9 protein-coding genes are annotated in these 18,683 nt (G+C 66.9%); 5 read left to right on the top strand and 4 right to left on the bottom strand.

The features are described 5' to 3' along the window. Positions 1-74: 74 nt before the first annotated feature. Together JOD97_RS20530 and JOD97_RS20525 are read right to left on the bottom strand one after the other, a co-directional pair. The gene (locus tag JOD97_RS20530) at positions 75-434 is read right to left on the bottom strand and encodes a DUF4148 domain-containing protein (RefSeq protein WP_209722406.1); all 360 of its coding nucleotides are present in this window, start codon (positions 432-434) and stop codon (positions 75-77) included. Positions 435-592: 158 nt separating this feature from the next. Beyond that, positions 593-1,591 (bottom strand): aldo/keto reductase, encoded by a 999-nt coding sequence (locus JOD97_RS20525; RefSeq protein WP_209722403.1) that lies wholly within the window; start codon positions 1,589-1,591, stop codon positions 593-595. A 104-nt stretch (positions 1,592-1,695) separates the two neighbouring features. Here JOD97_RS20525 and JOD97_RS20520 point away from each other — a divergent pair, with 104 nt between their 5' ends. The 4 genes from JOD97_RS20520 to JOD97_RS20505 are packed head-to-tail and all read left to right on the top strand — an operon-like array spanning position 1,696 to position 5,006. Beyond that, positions 1,696-2,604 carry a LysR family transcriptional regulator gene (locus JOD97_RS20520; protein ID WP_209722400.1) on the top strand — a complete coding sequence of 303 codons (909 nt, stop codon included), beginning with the start codon at positions 1,696-1,698 and terminating at the stop codon, positions 2,602-2,604. A gap of 30 nt (positions 2,605-2,634) precedes the next feature. Continuing rightward, a complete protein-coding gene (locus tag JOD97_RS20515) occupies positions 2,635-4,332 on the top strand; it encodes a M28 family peptidase (protein WP_209722397.1) in 1,698 nt (565 codons plus the stop codon). A 57-nt stretch (positions 4,333-4,389) separates the two neighbouring features. Continuing rightward, positions 4,390-4,728, top strand: a complete 339-nt coding sequence (locus JOD97_RS20510) for a type II toxin-antitoxin system RelE/ParE family toxin (RefSeq protein ID WP_209722394.1) — start codon at positions 4,390-4,392, stop codon at positions 4,726-4,728. Continuing rightward, on the top strand, positions 4,725-5,006 hold the full coding sequence (locus JOD97_RS20505; protein ID WP_209722392.1) for a helix-turn-helix domain-containing protein: 282 nt from the start codon (positions 4,725-4,727) through the stop codon (positions 5,004-5,006). Before JOD97_RS20510 ends, JOD97_RS20505 begins: the two co-directional genes overlap by 4 nt. 138 nt (positions 5,007-5,144) lie before the next feature. Here JOD97_RS20505 and JOD97_RS20500 read toward each other — a convergent pair whose 3' ends face one another. Both JOD97_RS20500 and nudC read right to left on the bottom strand, forming a co-directional pair. Then, entirely contained in the window at positions 5,145-6,470 is a 1,326-nt protein-coding gene (locus JOD97_RS20500; protein WP_209722389.1) for a thioredoxin family protein, read from the bottom strand. Then, entirely contained in the window at positions 6,467-7,285 is an 819-nt protein-coding gene (gene nudC / locus JOD97_RS20495; protein ID WP_209722386.1) for an NAD(+) diphosphatase, read from the bottom strand. Before nudC ends, JOD97_RS20500 begins: the two co-directional genes overlap by 4 nt. Before the next feature lie 207 nt (positions 7,286-7,492). Between nudC and JOD97_RS20490 the strand changes: the two genes are divergently transcribed. Continuing rightward, positions 7,493-18,664, top strand: coding sequence for a hypothetical protein (locus tag JOD97_RS20490; protein ID WP_229264582.1), 11,172 nt, complete (start codon positions 7,493-7,495; stop codon positions 18,662-18,664). Positions 18,665-18,683 lie beyond the last annotated feature (19 nt).

The raw sequence follows: 18,683 nt of genomic DNA, 5'->3' as shown, positions 1-18,683 counted from the left end.
CGGCCGATTTTCATCGCCGCGCACTCGTGTTGGGCGCTTTTTTGTCGGCCGTCGAGGCCGCTTTGGAGGCCGCCTTACTGGGCGCTGGCGCCCTTGACGGTCTTGGCGGCCAGTTGCGCCTTCACGTCGGCGTTTTTGACGCGCGGCGTCATGTAGCTGACGTCGTCGTAGGCCTCGTTGCGGTCCAGCTGGCCGGCGTCGCGGGCGGCGATGGTCTCGGCCACCACCTCGGCACGGCTGCGGGTGCTGGTCGACGCGGCCAGGAACGATTGATTGATGGTCGCCTCGTTCTGGTCCAGCTGGCCGGCGGCGCGCGCGGCGACCGTCTCGGCGATGACTTGTTCGCGGGTCAACTGGCCCGCCGGGCCCTGGGCCACAGCCGCGCCGGCGGCCAGCAGCAGGGAAACGGATGCGAGGATGGATTTGACGTTCATGTTATTGCTCCTTATCTGATTAGCGTAATGCTCCTGAGAGCGCTTATCGGCCGTGTGCTGCTGTGTTTGTCGATAAGTCATCTTAGTATTAAAAATTCGGATAAAAAAGCGCAATTTTCCGGTCAAATCCATCGGCTTATCCGATCAAACGGCGGCCATCAGCGTTTTTCGCTGTCGAGCACGGCCGTCGCGTGGGCGTTGTAGCGCTCGCCCGCGGCGGCGTCGGCCGGCACCGCTTTTTCCAGCCGCGCCAGGTCGGCCGCCGTCAGCCGCAGCGCGGTCGCGCCCAGCGCCTCGGTCAGGCGGGCCCGGGTGCGCGCGCCCACCAGCGGCACGATGTCCTCGCCCTGCGCCGCCACCCAGGCGATCGCCACCTGCGCCACCGACACGCCCAGCTCGTCGGCGATGGCGCGCACCTTTTCCACCAGGCCCAGGTTGTGGTCCAGGTTGTCGCCCTGGAAGCGCGGGCTGGCGCGGCCGCGGAAATCGGCCTCGCCGGCGCGCTGCTTGCTCCAGTGGCCGCTGATCAGGCCGCGCGACAGCACACCGTAGGCGGTCACGCCGATGCCCAGCTCGCGGCAGGTTTGCAGGATGCCGTCCTCGACGCCGCGCGAAATCATCGAATACTCGATCTGCAGATCGGCGATCGGATGGACGGCGTGGGCGCGGCGCAGGGTCTCGCTGCCCACCTCGGACAGGCCGATGTGGCGCACGCGGCCGGCCTTGACCAGCTCGGCGATGGCGCCGACGGTGTCCTCGATCGGCACCGCCGGGTCCAGCCGCGCGGGGCGGTAGATGTCGATATGCTCGACGCCCAGCCGCTTGAGGCTGTACGCGGCGAAGTTTTTGACGGCCGCCGGGCGGGCGTCGTAGCCGATCCAGTTGCCGTCCGGATCGCGCATCGCGCCGAATTTGACGCTGATATTGACGCGCTCGCGGCCGCCGGCGGCCAGCGCCTCGCGCAGCAGCAACTCGTTGTGGCCCATGCCGTAGAAGTCGCCGGTGTCGAGCAGGGTGACGCCGGCGTCGAGCGCGGCGTGGATGGTGGCCAGGCTTTCGGCGCGGTCGGCCGGGCCGTACAGGTCGGACATGCCCATCAGCCCCAGGCCCAGTTGCGAGACTTGCGGGCCGGTGCGGCCAAGTTTGCGTGTTTGCATGATGTAGCTCCAGAGAAGGTCAGCGGAGTAGTCATTATGCTATTATCGATAGCCATAATAAATATGCGCAAATCCATTACTTCATTCGAAAAAACATAACAATCATGGACCAGCTCAAGGGCATGCGCATCTTCCAGGCGGTAGCCGACTGCAAGAGCTTCACGCAGGCCGCCGAGCGCCTGAACCTGCCCAAGCCGACCGTCACCAACGCCGTGCAAGCGATCGAACAGCAGCTCGGCGTGCGCCTGCTCCAGCGCACCACGCGCAAGGTCAGCCTCACGGCCGAGGGCGCGCAGTACCTGGAGCGCTGCACCGCCCTGCTCAACGACCTCGAGGACATCAACGGCCTGTTCGCCGGCGACGGCCGGCTGCTCGGCGGCGCGGTGCGGGTCGAGCTGCCGGAGCGGCTGGCGCACCTGGTCGTCATCCCCGCGCTGCCGGATTTCTTCCGGCGCCACCCGGGCATCCAGGTGCGGCTGGGCTCGGGCGACCGCTACGCCGACCTGGTCGGCGAAGGCATCGACTGCGCGGTGCGCGGCGGCACCTTGCGCGATTCGACCCTGGTGGCGCGCCGCCTCGGCACCATGGAACAGATCAACCTGGCGTCGCCGGCGTATCTGGAGCGCCACGGCAGGCCGCGCACACTGGACGATTTACAACACCACCTCGCGGTGAATTTTTTCTCCAGTCAAACGGGGCGCGACATGGACTGGGAATACGTCGACGCCGACGGCATCGGGCGCACCTTGCCGATGCGCAGCCAGGTCTCCGTCAGCGGCACCGAGGCCTATATCGCCGCCTGCGTGGCGGGTTTGGGACTGATCCAGGTGCCGGGCGAGAGCGTCATGCCGCTGCTGGCGGCCGGCCGGCTGGAGCAGGTGCTGCCCGCGTGGCGGCCGGCGCCGATGCCGCTCAACATCGTTTATTCGCACAATCGCCACCTGTCGCCACGGGTGCGGGTGTTTGTCGACTGGTTAATTAGTGTCATTGGGCAACAAAATGTGTCAGAATGAGGCTATCGTCCCTTAACAAACCTAATTTTCATGAAACTGCCCCTGTCGACGGCGCTGCTGGCGTTGTACTCCTGCACCAGTCTGGCGGCCACGCCCCCCGCGCCGACGCCGGCGCGGATGCTGCAAGGCGCGCTGCAAAAGATCGACGGCGACAGCTGGCTCGAGCATGTGACCACGCTCGCCTCGGACGAATTCGAGGGGCGCGCGCCCGGCACGCGCGGCGAAACGCTCACCATCGACTATCTGCAGCAACAGTTCCGCAAACTGGGGCTGGAACCGGGCAACCCGGACGGCACCTATCTGCAACGGGTGCCGACGGTGGGCATCTCCAGCCACCCGACGATGAGCTACGCCAAGGACGGCCGCAGCACGCAGCTCATCTTCGGCGACGATTATGTGGCGTGGTCGGCGCGGGCCGAGCGGCAAATCGACGTCACCGACTCCGAGCTGGTGTTCGTCGGCTACGGCGTGCAGGCGCCGGAATACCACTGGGACGACTACAAGGGCGCCGATCTGAAGGGCAAGACCCTGCTCATGCTGATCAACGACCCGCCGCTGCCCGACCCCAAGCATCCCAAGCGGCTGGACCCGGCAGTCTTCGGCGGCAACGCGATGACCTACTACGGCCGCTGGGCCTACAAATATGAGATGGCCGCGAAAATGGGCGCGGCCGGCGCGCTGATAGTGCACGAAGCCAAGCCGGCGGCCTACCCGTACGAGGTCGTGCGCAACAGCTGGAGCCGCGAAAACTTCGCCATCTACGACAAGGCGCCGGACCCGGACTTTCCGGCCGTGCCGGGCTGGCTGCAGATCGACCGCGCGCGCGAGCTGTTCAAGGCCGGCGGCTACGATTTCGACGGCCTGAAAAAGCAGGCGCTGTCGCGCGACTTCAAGCCGGTGCCGCTGGGCGTCAAGCTCAGCGTAAGCGAGCTCAACGCCTGGCGCCAGGTCGACTCGCACAATGTCGTCGCCCGCATCGCCGGCTCCGATCCGCAGCTGAAGAACGAAGTGATCGTGTACAGCGCGCACTGGGACCACTTCGGCATCGATGAAACCTTGAACGGCCCGCGCACGCAGCAAATCTTCCATGGCGCGCTGGACAACGCCAGCGGCGTCGCCGCCTTGCTGGAAATCGCCAAGGCGTACAAGGCGCTGCCGGTCGCGCCCAAGCGCACGATCGTGTTCCTGGCGACCACGGGCAAGGAGCGGGGCCAGCTGGGCGCCAAATATTACGCGCGCAACCCGCTGTATCCGATCGACAAAACGCTGGTCAACATCAACCTGCAGGGCATGAATGTCTGGGGCCGCACGCGCACGGTGGAATTGCGCGGCATGGGCCAATCGACGGCGGACGACGTGGTCGTCAAGGTGGCGCGGGGCCAGGGGCGCAGCGTACGGCCGGACAGCAACGGCGAATACGGCAACTTCTACCGTGGCGACCAGATCGAATTCGCCAAGGCCGGCGTGCCGGTGGTGTATCTCAGCGACAGCCTCGACTTCATCGGCAAGCCGGCCGCGTACGGCCGCGAAAAGCTGATGCGTTACAGCACGCAGCAATACCACACGGTCAACGACGTGGTCGATCCGAAGTGGGACACGCGCGGCACGGTGGAGGACATCGCCTTGTTATTCCAGACCGGTTACCAGATCGCGCAAGGCAAGGACGCGCCGCAGTGGAAGCCCAATGCCGAGTTCAGGCGCAAATCCGGCGCCGACTCCGCGCGTTAGCCCTCGTGGGCGGACGCTTCCCTTGAATCCTTATACAAAATTTTGTATATTGGTGGGATGACTGATCCAAAGCCGGTAGAGTTTCGAGGACGTTCATTGGACGATTTGCGCGCCTTCCCTATCGAGGCCAGGCGTGAGGCAGGCTATCAGATAGATCTTCTACAACATGGCCAGGAACCAAACGACTGGAAACCTATGGCGAGCGTCGGGCCAGGTGTGAATGAAATTCGAATTCAAGATGCCGCAGGCGCGTTCCGTGTCGTCTATGTCGCAAAGTTTGCCGATGCCGTCTATGTGCTGCACTGCTTTCAGAAAAAAACACAGCAAACTCGCAAACAAGATATCGATCTGGCTGCGCAGCGCTACCGCGAACTCAAGATGGAGTTGGGGAAATGACCAAACAACAATTTGCCAGCGTTTGGGATGCCATTGAGGACACCCCGGTCGAGGCCGAGAACATGAAGCTGCGCTCTCAATTGATGGCCCAGTTAACAGACCATATCGCACGGACCGGTTTAAGCCAAACTGAGGCCGCCAAGCTCTTTGGCGTCACTCAGCCGCGAGTCTCCGATCTGATGCGCGGGAAGATCAACCTGTTTGGCATCGATGCCCTGGTGAACATGGCCGCCGCAGCGGGCCTAAGGGTTGAAATTCAGCTGCGGGATGCCGCCTGATTCAAACTATCGACTGAGCATGCATGGCCGATTACGCTGCGCTCTCAAGTCCTCCGGCAGGAGGACGCTCGTTCGATGGCCCCCGGGCGGATTGGCGGGCCTCGCCCGCTAATCCGCCCTACGTGATTCCGGTGTCCGCTAACTTAGCGGTCCGGCCAGCCATTTCTCATCGCGCAGCTTTTGGAGCTGCGCCAGATTGCGCTGTTGGTAGGCGTCCGCGCCGGCCGCGGCGATATCGGCCCGCAGGCCCTGCTCCGCCTGCTCGATGCGCTGCGCGTCTTGCGGCGTCAACTCCTGCAAACTATTGAGATACGTGACGCCCCACTGCAAGCGCGTCGCCGGCCCCACCGCCGCGTCCCTCGCCTGCCGATACCAGTCGAGCGCGCCCGCCGTGTCGCCGCGCCGCTTGGCGCCTGCCGCCAGACTCAGCATGAAGTAGTACGGCGAGTGTGAACGCGGCAACTCGGCCAGCAGCACCTGCTCCGCGCGCGCCGCCAAGCCGGCGTCGTTCAGCGCGCTGACCGCCGTGTTGACCAGGGTGTGCCGCTCGTAGGGATCGCTCGCCTCCGCCAGCGCCGCGTCGACCCGCTCCCGCACCTGCTCCTGCAAACCTTGCGACGCCGCGAGCAAGCGCGTCAGCCGCATTTGCAGCCGCGCCGCCGCCAGCCGGTCCGGCGCGCCGAGCCAGAAATCATCAGCCCAGCGCGCGGCCGCGCCGCTCAACACGGCGGCCAGCTCCTCGCGCCGGCTGGCGAACTTGATCAGGTTGACGCCGCTGTTGCTGAGAATATCCATGTTGGCGCGCGCCAGCCGCGCGTCCGAGAAAATCGCCATCAGCACCTCGGCGTTGGCCGCCGCGTCCACGCCCTTGCCGGCCGACGCCAGTTGCCCGTGCAGAGCCAGCCGCGCCGCCGCGTCGGCGTCGACACCATTGCAGGCGCGCGCCAGCGCCAGCAAGGTGGCGGCAAGATCGCGTCCGCCCAGCAGGCGGCCTTCGTCGGTGTCCCAGGAGTAGTGGCTCAGCAACGACCATTCGTCCGCGCCCAGCTTGCGCGCGCCGGACAAGGCGGCCGTCAACGCGGCGGCCGCGCCGGAGCCGGCCGCGTGCACGGCCAGCGCCGTGTCGAAGGCGGCGACGAATGATTCGCCGTCGAGCTCGCACGGCAGCCGCGTGATCTCGCCGCCGTCCGGCGCGAACAGCACCAAGGTCGGATAGCTGCGCAGCCCGTACCGCGCGGCCAGCGCCTGCGCGCCGGGCGTGTCGCCGTCCAGATGGCAGCACAGCGCAAACGCCGAGCGCCGCACGAATTCGTCGCGCGCGAAGATTTCGGCCTTGACGCGATTGCACGGCGGACACCACACCGCGCCCCAATACAGGAACAACGGCTGCCGCCGCGAGCGCGCCAGCGCGAACGCCGCCTCCAGGTCGCCGGCGTGCCGGACTTCATTCCATGCGATGCTCATCGTGTTGGACGGTGAGCGTTCAATAATTTGGCCGCGATCGACACGGTCACCGGCGAGGCGGGCCATTCGTCATCCGGCCCGAACCAGCGCGCGTCGGCGATTTCCGCCTGGTCGACGCGGATCTCGCCGTCCAGATAGTCGGCCGTGTAGGCGATCATCAACGAATGCGGGAACGGCCACGACTGGCTGCCGAAGTAGCGCAGGTTGTGCACCCGCAGTCCGACCTCCTCGTACACCTCGCGGTGGATCGCTTCCTCGATCGATTCGCCGGCCTCGAGAAAGCCGGCCAGCGCCGTGTAACGCCTGGCGGGCGAATTGGTGTGCATCGCCAGCAGCACCGAGTCGCCCTTGCGGATCAGCACCATCATCGCCGGCGAGATGCGCGGATAGGCGCTCATGCCGCAGTTCGGACATTGGTAGCAGCGCTCGCCGGTCAGTTGCCGGGTCGGCGTGCCGCAGGCGCCGCAGTAGCGGTGCGTGCGCGCCCATTCGGCCAGCTGGAACGCCCTTCCCGCCAAGCCCAGAAAACCATCGTCGACGGCGCCGAACAGCGAGCGCAGCCCGTGGTAGCCATGCTCGCCGTCCAGCGCCAGCGGCTGGTCCAGCCATGCCAATTGATAGTAAGCGCCTTCCCACTTGCCCAGCGGGTGCACCCGCTCCGGCGGCAGCCAGAGCGCGGCGACCGTGTCCGGGTCCGGCAAGCCCAAAGTGGCGTTGCGCAATAGCAACTCTCCGCGATGGAACACAAAAGTGCGCGCACGGTCGTGCGCTTCGGGCTGAATCAGGGGAATAAATGTGGCGGGCGTGAGCAGCATAGAGGGCACAAAAAAGGTTACGCGCGAGCCACTATCTTACAGTGTTTCTTATTTGCTTATTTTGCATGCCACGCCGTTCCGGCCGGCTGATGAAGAAAACAACGCTAAGTCATTGTTTTCAGGCCAAGATTTAGAGGACATTTGTGCTTCTTCTCACTCAATCGAGGTAATTGCCGGTAAGATATATTTCCGTAAGGAGATTAAATTATGCCATCGATAGTACCTGGATTGACCACCGACCAAATCGTCAGCCTGCAACCTAACCAGATTGCGCTGCTGACGACTGCGGAAATTGCTTTGCTGACTACAACACATATGTCCGTGTTGTCGACCCTGCAATTGGCCGCCATCGGGACCGCCCAGTTACGGGCGCTGTCGACCCAGAACCTGCAGGCGCTCAGCACCGAGCAGATCGGCTATGGCTTCACCACCCGGCAAATCCAGGCGCTGACCACCGGGCAAATGATCAGCCTGACCACCGATCAGCTGGTCCACGGCTTGACCACCGACCAGTTCGCCGCGCTGGCCACGGCGCAGGTCGCCGCGCTGACGACCGCGCAGGTGGCGCTGATCGAAGCCGATGACATCGCCGCGCTGCAAACCCGCCAGGTGGTCGCGCTGAACACCGCGCAACTGCGCGCGCTCGGCACCGCCCAGATCGCCGCGCTGACCTCCGGCCAGACCGTCGCCTTGCAAACCCGTCAACTGGCCGCGCTGACCAGCGGCCAGCTCGCCAGCATCGACACCGACGACATCGCCGCCCTGACCACGCAGCAGCTGGTCTCGCTCGGCACCGCCGCGCTGGGCGCGCTGACGACCGATCAGATGGCCGCGCTGCGCACCGCGCAGAGCAGCAGCCTGTCGACCGCGCAAATCGGCGCCCTCGGCAGCGACCAGCTGGCCGCGCTCGGCACCGCAGGCTTCGCCGCGCTCAAGACCGCGCAGATCGCCGCACTGACCACCAAGCAATTCACCGCCCTCGGCACCGACCAGATCGTGGCGCTGACGACCGCGCAAACCGCCGCGCTGACCACGCTGCAACTGAGCCAGATGAGCAGCGACCAACTGGCCGCGATGGAAACCCAGGACTTCGCCGCGCTCAAGAGCCAGCAACTGAACGCGCTCGGCACCGCCACCACGAGCGTCCTCAGCACCGACCAGATCGCCGCGCTGACGACCGCCCAGGTCGCGGCCTTGCGCAGCAACCAGTTGCGCGCGCTGAGCACCGACCAGATCGTCGCGCTGAGCACCCAGCAGGTCGCCGCGCTGACCACCGCCCAAGTCGCCGTGCTGACGACCGAGCAGGTCGCCGCGATCGAGACGCGCGACATCGCCGCCATGCGAACGGCGCAGGTCGCCGCGCTGACGACGGCCCAGCTCAATGCGCTGGCCACCGACCAGATCGCCGCGCTGACGACCGCGCAGGCGGCCGGCATGACCACGGCGCAACTGGCGTCGCTGGGCACCGCCTCGCTCGCCGCGCTGGAAACGCAGGACCTGGCCGCGCTGCGCACGCAACAAATCGCCGCGATCTCCAGCGACGGCATCGCCGCGCTGGGCAGCGCCCAGATTGCCGCCATGACGACCGCGCAGATCGCCGCGCTGAAGACGGCGCAACTGTCGGCGCTCGACACCGACCAGATCGCCGCGCTGGGCACGGCCCAGGCCAACGGCCTGACCACGCAGCACATGACGGTGTTGTCGACCTTGCAGCTGGGCGCGCTCAGCGCCGCCAACCTGGCTTCGCTCAAGACCGCGCAGATCGCCGCCATGGGCACCGGCCTGATCGCCGCCCTCGGCACCGACCAGATCGTCGCGCTGAAAACCGCGCAGGCCAGCGCCCTGAGTTCGCTGCAACTGTCCGCCCTGTCCAGCGACCAGCTGAACGCCATGGAAACGCAGGACCTGGCCGCGCTGCGCACCCAGCAGTTGGCCGGACTGAGCACCGCCAACATCGCCGCGCTCGACACCGGCCGGATCGCCGCGCTCACCACCGCCCAGATCGCCGCGCTGTCGACGCAGCAAGCCGCCGCCCTCGGCACCGATCAGATCGTCAGCCTGAGCACCGGCCAGAGCGCCGCGCTGACCAGCCGCCAGATCGCCGCGCTCGGCAGCAACCAGGTCGCCGCCATCGAAACGCGCGACCTGGCCGTCATGAAAACCAGCCAGATCGCCGCCCTGTCCACCGGCCAGTTCGCCGCGCTCACCACCGATCAGGTCGCGGGCCTGACGACGCTGCAAACGGCCTCGCTGCTCACCCAGCAGGTCGCCGCGCTCGGCAGCGACCAGGTCGCCGCCATGGAAACCCAGGATCTGGTCGCGCTCAAATCGCAGCAGGCCGCCGCGCTGTCGAGCACCGCGGTCGCCGCGCTGACGACGACCCAGTTCGCCGCGCTGGCCAGCACCCAGTTGAGCAACTTCACCAATGCCCAGCTCGCCGCGCTGACGACCGACCAGATCGTCGCGCTGACCACCGCCCAGACCGCCGCACTGAGCACGCGCGCCATCGCCGCCCTGTCGACCGACCAGCTCAACGCGCTGCAAACGATCGACTTCGCCGCACTGAAAACCGCGCAGATCGCCGCGCTGACCCCGGCCCAAGTGGCCGCGCTGAACACCGACCTGATCGTCGCGCTGACAACCCAGCAGGCCGGCGCGCTAACCGGCGTCCAGCTGCAGGCGCTCACCACCGACCAGTTGGCCGCGATGGAAACGCAGGACTTCGCCGCGCTCAAAACCAGCCAGTTGCTCAGCCTGGGCACCAAGGCCATCGCCACCCTGACCACCAACCAGATCGCCGCGCTGAAAACCGCACAAATCGCGCAACTGAGCTCGGACCAGATCCAGGTGCTCAGCTCGGCCCAACTGGGCGCGCTGACGACGGCGCAAGTGAACGCCCTCAGCACCGCCCAGGTCGCCTACCTGCTGACCGCGCAAGTGGCCGCGCTGACCACCGCCGACTGGGCGGCGCTCAAATCGACGCAATTGAACGCGCTCACCGCCGGCCAATTCGCCGCCGTCACCACCGACCAGATCATCGCGCTGACGACGGCGCAGGCCGGCGCATTGTCCACCCAACAACTGGCGCTGCTGTCGACCGAGCAACTGGTGGCGATGGAAACGCAGGACCTGGTCGCAATCAAGACGCAACAACTTGTCGGCCTCGGCACGTCCGTCGTGGCGGCGCTGACCACCGACCAGTTGCAATCGCTGAAAACCCAGCAAATCGCCGCGCTCAACAGCAAGCAGCTGGCGGCGCTGACGACCGACCAGATCGTCGCGCTGACCACCGCGCAGGCAAGCAACCTGACCACCGCGCAGATCGCCCAGCTGTCGAACGACCAGCTGCTGGCGATCGAGACCGACGACCTGGCCGCGCTGAAGACGGCGCAACTGGCCGCGCTGGCCACCAACCAGATCGCCCTGCTGAGCACCGACCAGATCGTCGCGCTGGCCACCGCACAAGTCGCCAGCCTGAGCACGCGCCAGTTGCAGGCGCTGCGCAGCGAGCAGATCGCCGCGATGGAAACGCGCGACCTGGCCGCGCTGAAAACCGCGCAACTGGCCGGCCTGAGCACGGCCAACCTGAACGCGCTGAGCGCCGACCAGGTGCAGGCGCTGACCACCGTCCAATTGAACGCGCTAAGCAGCGCGCAGCTGCAAGCGCTGAACAGCACGCAAATCGCCGCGCTGGGCACGGCGCAGGTGACCAGCCTGGCGACCACGCAAGTGGCCCTGCTGAGCAGCGCACAATTGCTGGCCCTGGGCACCGACGGCCTGGCGTTGCTGAAGACGGCGCAAGTGGCCGCCATCAAAACCGCCCAGATCGCCGCCCTCAACAGCGACCAGCTGATCGCGCTGACCACCGCGCAAGTGAGCGGCCTGTCCACGCAGCAAGTCGCCGCCCTCGGCAGCGACCAGTTGAACGCGCTGGAAAGCCAGGATGTCGCCGCCCTGCGGACCTTGCAGATCGCCGCGCTGGGCACCAGCCTGATCGCTAACCTGAGCACCGCCCAGGCGGCCGCGCTGACCAGCGTGCAAGTGGCGGGCCTCAGCACGGCCCAGTTGGTCGCGCTCGGCACCGACCAGTTGCAAACCTTCGCCACCGGCGACATCGCCGCGCTGAGAACGGCGCAAGTCGTGGCGCTGACCACCGCCCAGGTCGGCGCGTTGACCAGCGACCAGTTCCGCTCCATGACGGCCGCCCAGATGGCCGTGCTCACCAGCGAACAGTTCCGCGCGCTCGGCACCGACCAGATCGTCGCGCTAAACACCCTGCAAGCGAGCAACCTGACCACCGTCCAGGTGCGCGCGCTGACCGCCGGCCAGTTGGCCGCGCTGGAAACGCAAGACCTGGCCGCCTTCAAGACCCAGCAAGTGGCGGCCTTGGGCACCGAGCAATTCGTGCTGCTCAACAGCGACCAGATCGCCGGCCTGAGCGTCACGCAAGTGGCCAACCTGACCAGCCAGCAACTCGCCGCGCTGCTCACCGACCAGGTGCGCGCGCTGGAAACGCGCGACCTGGCCGCGCTGCGGACCGTGCAATTGCAGGCGTTCAACAGCGCCCAGCTCGAAGCGATCTCCACCGACCAATTGCAGGGCATGACCGCCGCGCAACTGGCGTCGCTGGGCACCTCGCAATTCCAGAGCCTGCTGACCGCGCAGATCGCCTCGCTGACCACGCAGCAGGTCGCCGCGCTGGCCACCGGCCAGATCGCCAGCCTGACCACCGATCAGCTGGCCGCGCTCAACACCGATGACATCACCGTGCTGAAAACCGCGCAGATCGGCGCGTTCAACACCGGCCACATCGTCCACCTCAGCACCGACCAGGTGACCGCGCTCACCAGCGCCCAAGTCGCCTCGATGTCGACCGCCCAGCTGTCGTCGCTGTCGTCCGACCAGATCCACGCGCTCAGCTCGGAAGACTTCGCCGCGCTCAGCGCCGCCCAGCTGGGCGCGCTCGGCGGCTTGAACAACCTGAGCACCGACCAGATCCAGGCCTTGACGTCGAACCAGATCGCCGGCCTGACCACGGCCCAGATCGCCGCGCTGAGCACCGACCAGATCGTGGCGCTGACCACGCGCCAGATCGGCGCGCTCAGCACCGCCGGCGTCGCCGCCCTCGGCAGCGATCAAGTGCGCGCGATCGAGCTCGAAGACCTGGCCGTCATGAAAACCGCGCAACTGAACGCGCTGAGCACCGAGCGCGTCTCCCAGTTGACCGTCGACCAGATCCAGTCGCTGACCTCGGCGCAGGTCGGCACGCTGGCGACCGCGCAGATCGCCGCGCTGACCACGGCGCAAGTGCAAGCACTGACCAGCGCCGACATACTGGCGTTCAAGACCGCGCAGATCCTCGCGCTCAGCACCGACCAGCTCGGCGCGCTCGTCATCGACCAGGTGCAGAACCTGTCGGCGGCCGTGCTCAACGCCTTGACCAGCACGCAGTTGCAGTCGCTCACCGCCGATCAGATCATCCAACTGACCACGCTGCAATACGCGCAACTGGCCACCGCGCAGGTGGCCGCGCTGAGTACGCTCCAACTGGGCGCCATCGAGCTGGAAGACCTGGCCGCGCTCAAGACCGCGCAGATCGCCGCGCTCGGCACCGGCCAGATCCAGTCCTTGACGGTCGACCGCGTCGCCGCGCTGACCACCTTGCAGACGCAGGCACTGAGCACCAACCAGCTGCTGTCGCTGACCACCGACCAAATCCAGGCGCTGACCAGCGTCGAGTTGCTCGCCCTTAAGACCTCGCAGATCGCCGCACTGGCCACCGACCAGCTCAACGCGCTGCTGGCCGACCAGTTGCAAAGCCTGGGTTCGGCGCAATTGAACGCGTTGACGACGGCCCAGTTCCACGCGCTCAGCAACGACCAGATCGTCCAGCTGACGACGCGCCAAGTCGCCCAGTTGGCGACGGCGCAGATCGCCGCGCTCAGCTCCGCGCAGATCGCCGCGATGGAGTTGGAAGACCTGGCCGCGCTGGTCAGCAACCAGATCGCCGCGCTGAGCACGCTGCAAATCAGCCAGCTCGGCCTCACGCAGATCGACAACCTGACCACCGCGCAAGTGGCCGCGCTCGGCAGCAACCAGCTGATCGCGCTCGGCACCGACCAGATACAGGCGATCGCCACCGACGACCTGCAAGCGCTGAGGACGGCGCAAGTGCAGGCGCTGACCACCACGCAACTGACCGCGCTGACGATCGACCAGCTGCAAAACCTCACCACCGCCCAGCTCAACGCGCTGACGTCGGCGCAGGCGGCCTCGCTGACCACCGACCAGATCGCCGCGCTGACCACGCTGCAGATAAACAACCTGGCCACGCGCCAGCTCGGCGCGCTCGGCAGCGAGCAGATCGCCGCCATCAGCACCGACAACTTCGCCACCTTGTCGAGCACGCAATTGGGCGCGCTCAACAGCGCCCAGTTCGGCGCGATCACGACCGACCAGATGGTCGCGCTGACCAGCCTGCAGACGGCCGCGCTGAGCACCGCGCAACTGGCCGCGCTCAGCAGCGACCAGCTCAACGCGCTGGAAACGGCCGACTTCGCCGTGCTGAAGACGGCGCAAATCGCCGCGCTGACCACCGCCAACGTCGCCGCGCTGACAACCGACCTGGTTAGTACCCTGGGCACCGCGCAAATCGGCGGCCTCGGCACGGCGCAGATCGCCGCCTTCAACACCGACCAGATCATGTCGCTGGGCACGGCGCAGGTTGGCGTGCTGAACACCCAGCAAATCGGCGTGCTCAGCACCGACCAGATCGCCGCGCTCAGCACGATGGACTTCGTCGCCCTGCACAGCAATCAGTTGGCGGCCTTCAACACCGACCAGATCGGCGCGCTGACCGCCGACCAGCTCAACGCGCTGTCGACCAGCGCCGTCACCGGCCTCACCACGCAACTGCTGGGCGCGCTGACGACCTTGCAATTAAGCCTGCTGGAAACCGCCCATGTGGCGGTGCTGACGTCGGCGCAATTGCCGTCGCTCAATTCCGCCCAGCTGGCCGCGTTCAATACCGACCAGTTCGCCGCGATCAACACCAGCGCCATCAAGAACTTGCTGGGTGCGCAATTCGCCGCGCTGACCAGCGACCAGATCGTCGCGTTGACCACCGATCAGGTGCGCGCGCTGACCAGCGTCCAGCTGACCGCGCTGGTCAGCGACCAGGTGGCCGCGTTGGAGACGGTCGACCTGGCCGCGCTGTCCACCGCGCAAGTCACCGCGCTCGGCACGGCCCAGTTGCAAGCGCTGCTGACCGACCAGGTGGCTTCGCTTGCCACCTCGCAAATCGCCGCGCTGACCACCGACCAGCTCGTCGCCGGCCTCAACACCGATCAGATCGCCGCGTTGACCACCGAACAAACCGCGTCGCTGGCCACCAAACAGGTGGCGGCGCTGACGACGGCGCAGATCGTCGCGCTGGAAACGGCCGACCTGTCGTCGTTCACCACGCGCCAGATCGTCGCGCTCACCAGCGGCCAGATCGGCGTGCTGAGCAGCGACCAGCTCAACGGCATGACGACGACCGAACTGGCCGCGCTCACCACCAGCCAGATCAATAGCGGCCTGAGCACGGCCCAGCTGGCCGCTTTGGACGCCGACCACATCGCGGCGCTGACCACCGCGCAACTGGTCTACGGCTTGAGCAGCGACAGCATCGCCGCGCTGACCACCGATCAGTTGGCGGCGCTGCGGACCGCGCAAACGTCAGCACTGGGCAGCGCCCAGGTGCAGGCGCTGACTACCGACCAAATCGTCGCGCTGAGCACCGCCCAGGCATCGACCCTGAGCACGCAGCAAGTGGCCGCGCTGGCGACCCAACAGATCGTCGCGCTGGAAACGGCCGACCTGGCGTCGTTCACCACACGCCAGATGGTGGCGCTGACCAGCGACCAGATCGCCGTGCTGAACAGCGACCAACTGAACAGCCTGACCACGACCGAACTGGCCGCGCTGACCACCAGCCAGATCAATAGCGGCCTGAGCACGGCCCAGCTGGCCGCGTTGGACGCCGACCACATCGCGGCGCTGACCACCGCGCAACTGGTCTACGGCTTGAGCGGCGGCAGCATCGCCGCGCTGACGACCGATCAGTTGGCGGCCCTGCGCACCGCGCAAACGTCGGCACTGGGCAGCGCCCAAGTGCAGTCGCTGACCACCGACCAGATCGTCGCGCTGAGCACCGCGCAGGCGTCGACCCTGACCACGCAGCAAGTCGCCGCGCTGACGACCCAACAGATCGTCGCGCTGGAAACGGCCGACCTGTCGTCGTTCACCACGCGCCAGATGGTGGCGCTGACCAGCGACCAAATCGCCGTGCTGAACAGCGACCAACTCAACAGCTTGACGACGACCGAACTGGCCGCGCTCACCACCAGCCAGATCATCAACGGCCTGAGCACGGCCCAACTGGCCGCGCTGGACGCCGATCACGTCGGCTCGCTGACGACGGCGCAACTGGTCTACGGCCTGAGCAACGACAGCATCGCCGCCTTGACGACCGACCAGATCGTCGCATTGCGCACCGCGCAAACGTCCGCACTAGGCAGCAGCCAAGTCCAGGCGCTGACCACCGACCAGATCGTCGCGCTGAGCACCGCGCAGGCATCGACCCTGACCACGCAGCAAGTGGCCGCGCTGACGACCCAACAGATCGTCGCGCTGGAAACGGCCGACCTGTCGTCGTTCACCACGCGCCAGATGGTGGCGCTGACCAGCGACCAGATCGCCGTGCTGAACAGCGACCAGCTCAACGGCCTGACCACGGCCGATTTGGCCGCGCTGACCACCAGCCAGATCAATAGCGGCCTGAGCACGACCCAACTGGCCGCGCTGGATGCCAACCACATCAGTTCGCTGACCACCGCGCAACTGGTCTACGGCCTGGGCAACGACAGCGTCGCCGCATTGACGACCGACCAGATCGTCGCATTGCGCACCGCGCAAACGTCGGTGCTGGGCAGCAGCCAGGTGCAGTCGCTGACCACCGACCAGATCGTCGCGCTGAGCACCGCACAGGCATCGACCCTGACCACGCAGCAAGTCACCGCGCTGACGACCGATCAGATCGTCGCGCTGGAAACGGCCGACCTGGCCGTCATGAGCACGCGCCAGATCGCCGCCATCAACTCGCTGCAGGTCGCCGCGCTGGCCACGGCGCAGCTCAATTCGCTGACCTTGGCGCAACTGGCCGCCTTCAGCACCAGCCAGCTGTCCAACGGCCTGCAAACGGCGCAGGTGGCCGCGCTCGACACCGCGCACATCGCCGCGCTGAGCACCGCGCAGTTGGCGTACGGCCTGACCATCGACACCCTGCAGGCATTGACCACCGACCAGATCCAGGCGCTTCTTACCGCCCAGATCGCCGCGCTGACGACCGCCCAGGCCTCCAGCCTGAGCACCGATCAGATCGCCGCGCTGGCCACGGCGCAAATGACCGGCCTGTCCACCGCGCAAATGCAATGGCTGACCGCCGACCAGTTGGCCGCGCTGAGCACCGCCCAGGTCGCAGCGCTCGACACGCAGGACGTCGCCGCGCTGACGGCCAGCCAGTTCATCGGCCTGAGCACCGCCCAGACCGTCGCGCTGACCACCAACCAGGTGCGCGGCCTGAAGACGGCGCAGGTCGCCGCCATCGACGGCGTCCAGATCGGCGCCTTCAGCACCGACCAGATCGGCGCGCTGAGCACCGCCCAGGCGGCCGCCCTCAGCGTCACCGCCGTGATGTCGCTGTCGACCGCGCAGATCGGCGCGCTCGCCACGGCCGATGTCGCCGCGCTGGGCACCTTGCAAGTTGCCAGCCTCGACGTCACGCAACTGCCTGGCCTGAACACGGCGCAGGTGCAGGCGCTCACCAGCGCCCAGCTGGGCGCGATGACGGCCGACCAGCTGTTCGCCATGAGCACCAGCCAGATCAGCGCGCTGCGCACGGCGCAGATCGGTTACCTCAACACCACGCAACTGTCCGCGCTGTCGAACGGCCAGATCCAGGCCCTCACGACGGACCAGGTGGCCAGTATCAAACTGAGCCAGGTCACCGCGCTGACGGTCGACCAGGTCGCCGCCTTCGACACCAACCAGTTGCAGGCGCTGACCACGGCGCAAATCCAGACGATGACGTCGACGCAACTGAACGCGCTGACCGGCACCCAGGCCGCCGCCTTGACCACCACGCAGATGGGCGCGCTCAAGAACGCCCAGATCGCCGCGCTGACGATCGACCAGATCAACGCCTTCACCCCGACGCAGCTGGCCGCCTGGACCACCAGCCAGCTCGGTTCGCTGACGGTGACGCAGATCGGCTACCTGTCGACCGCGCAGATCGCCGGCCTGACCAACACGCAGGTGGCCGGCCTCAAGGCGAGCCAGCTGCAGGTCTTCACGACCGACCAGATCGCCGCGTTCACGGCGGGGCAGATCCCGTCGCTGACCACGACCAACCTGACGGCGCTGAGCGTCGCGCAGGCGGACGCCCTCACCGGCGCCCAGGTGGCAGCGATGTCGGTCACGCAAACGATGGCGCTCAACGCCGGCTCGGTCAACTACGCCACGCCGCTGGTGCTGGACCTGGACGGCGACGGCGTGCGCACCTTGAGCATCGCGGCGGGCGTGCAATTCGACATCCGCGGCGACGGCAAGGCCGTCAACACCGGCTGGGTCGACAGTAAAGACGGCCTGCTGGCCCTGGACCGCAACGGCGACGGCCTCATCAACGACGGCGGCGAGCTGTTCGGCAGCGCCACGACGTTGGCCGATGGCAGCAAGGCGGGCGACGGCTACGCCGCGCTGGCCGCGCTCGACGGCAACGGCGACGGCCAGCTCAGCGCCGCCGACGACGCGTTCGGCGCGCTGCGCGTCTGGGTCGACGGCAACTCGGACGGCGTCAGCCAGGCCGACGAGCTCAAGACCTTGGCGCAACTGGGCATCGCCACGATCGCCACCGACGCCGCCAACGCGCTGACGCAGCAAAACGGCAACGTGATCGGCCTGACGTCGAGCTACACCGGCACCGACGGCAGCGTGCACGCCAGCGCCGACGTCTGGTTCCTGGCGCAAAAAGCGACAACTTCGGCAACACCAACTGCCACTTTGCAACAGCAAGTCAGTGGCCTGAGCAACGCCCTGTCCAGCTTCACCGCTGCCAATCCGGCAACAAGTGGCGCCACCAATGCGGCACAAACGCAACAGCTGACCGCGCTCGAAGCGGGGTCGGCGGGCGCGGAAAACAGCGTCCAGGCGATGACTGACGCACTGCGTCAATACCACGCGGGCCAGGGTCTGCAAGGCGCCGCCGGCGCGCTGACGAACACCCGCCGCGAGCCCGGCGGCCACAGCGCCACCAGCTGGTTTAGCGTCCCCAACCGCTAACCCCGCCCTGGGGTCAAGT

The sequence above is a fragment of the Duganella sp. 1411 genome (genome assembly GCF_017833525.1).
In the GTDB taxonomy this organism is placed as follows: Bacteria; Pseudomonadota; Gammaproteobacteria; order Burkholderiales; family Burkholderiaceae_D; genus Rugamonas.
This window is presented reverse-complemented; position numbering and strand designations above follow the sequence as displayed.

Coding starts and splice junctions, on each gene's coding strand:
- JOD97_RS20530 (WP_209722406.1), bottom strand. CDS start 434: ATGAACGTCAAATCCATCCTCGCATCCGTTTCCCTGCTGCTGGCCGCC.
- JOD97_RS20505 (WP_209722392.1), top strand. CDS start 4,725: ATGACCAAACAACAATTTGCCAGCGTTTGGGATGCCATTGAGGACACC.
- JOD97_RS20490 (WP_229264582.1), top strand. CDS start 7,493: ATGCCATCGATAGTACCTGGATTGACCACCGACCAAATCGTCAGCCTG.
- nudC (WP_209722386.1), bottom strand. CDS start 7,285: ATGCTGCTCACGCCCGCCACATTTATTCCCCTGATTCAGCCCGAAGCG.
- JOD97_RS20525 (WP_209722403.1), bottom strand. CDS start 1,591: ATGCAAACACGCAAACTTGGCCGCACCGGCCCGCAAGTCTCGCAACTG.
- JOD97_RS20515 (WP_209722397.1), top strand. CDS start 2,635: ATGAAACTGCCCCTGTCGACGGCGCTGCTGGCGTTGTACTCCTGCACC.
- JOD97_RS20500 (WP_209722389.1), bottom strand. CDS start 6,470: ATGAGCATCGCATGGAATGAAGTCCGGCACGCCGGCGACCTGGAGGCG.
- JOD97_RS20520 (WP_209722400.1), top strand. CDS start 1,696: ATGGACCAGCTCAAGGGCATGCGCATCTTCCAGGCGGTAGCCGACTGC.
- JOD97_RS20510 (WP_209722394.1), top strand. CDS start 4,390: ATGACTGATCCAAAGCCGGTAGAGTTTCGAGGACGTTCATTGGACGAT.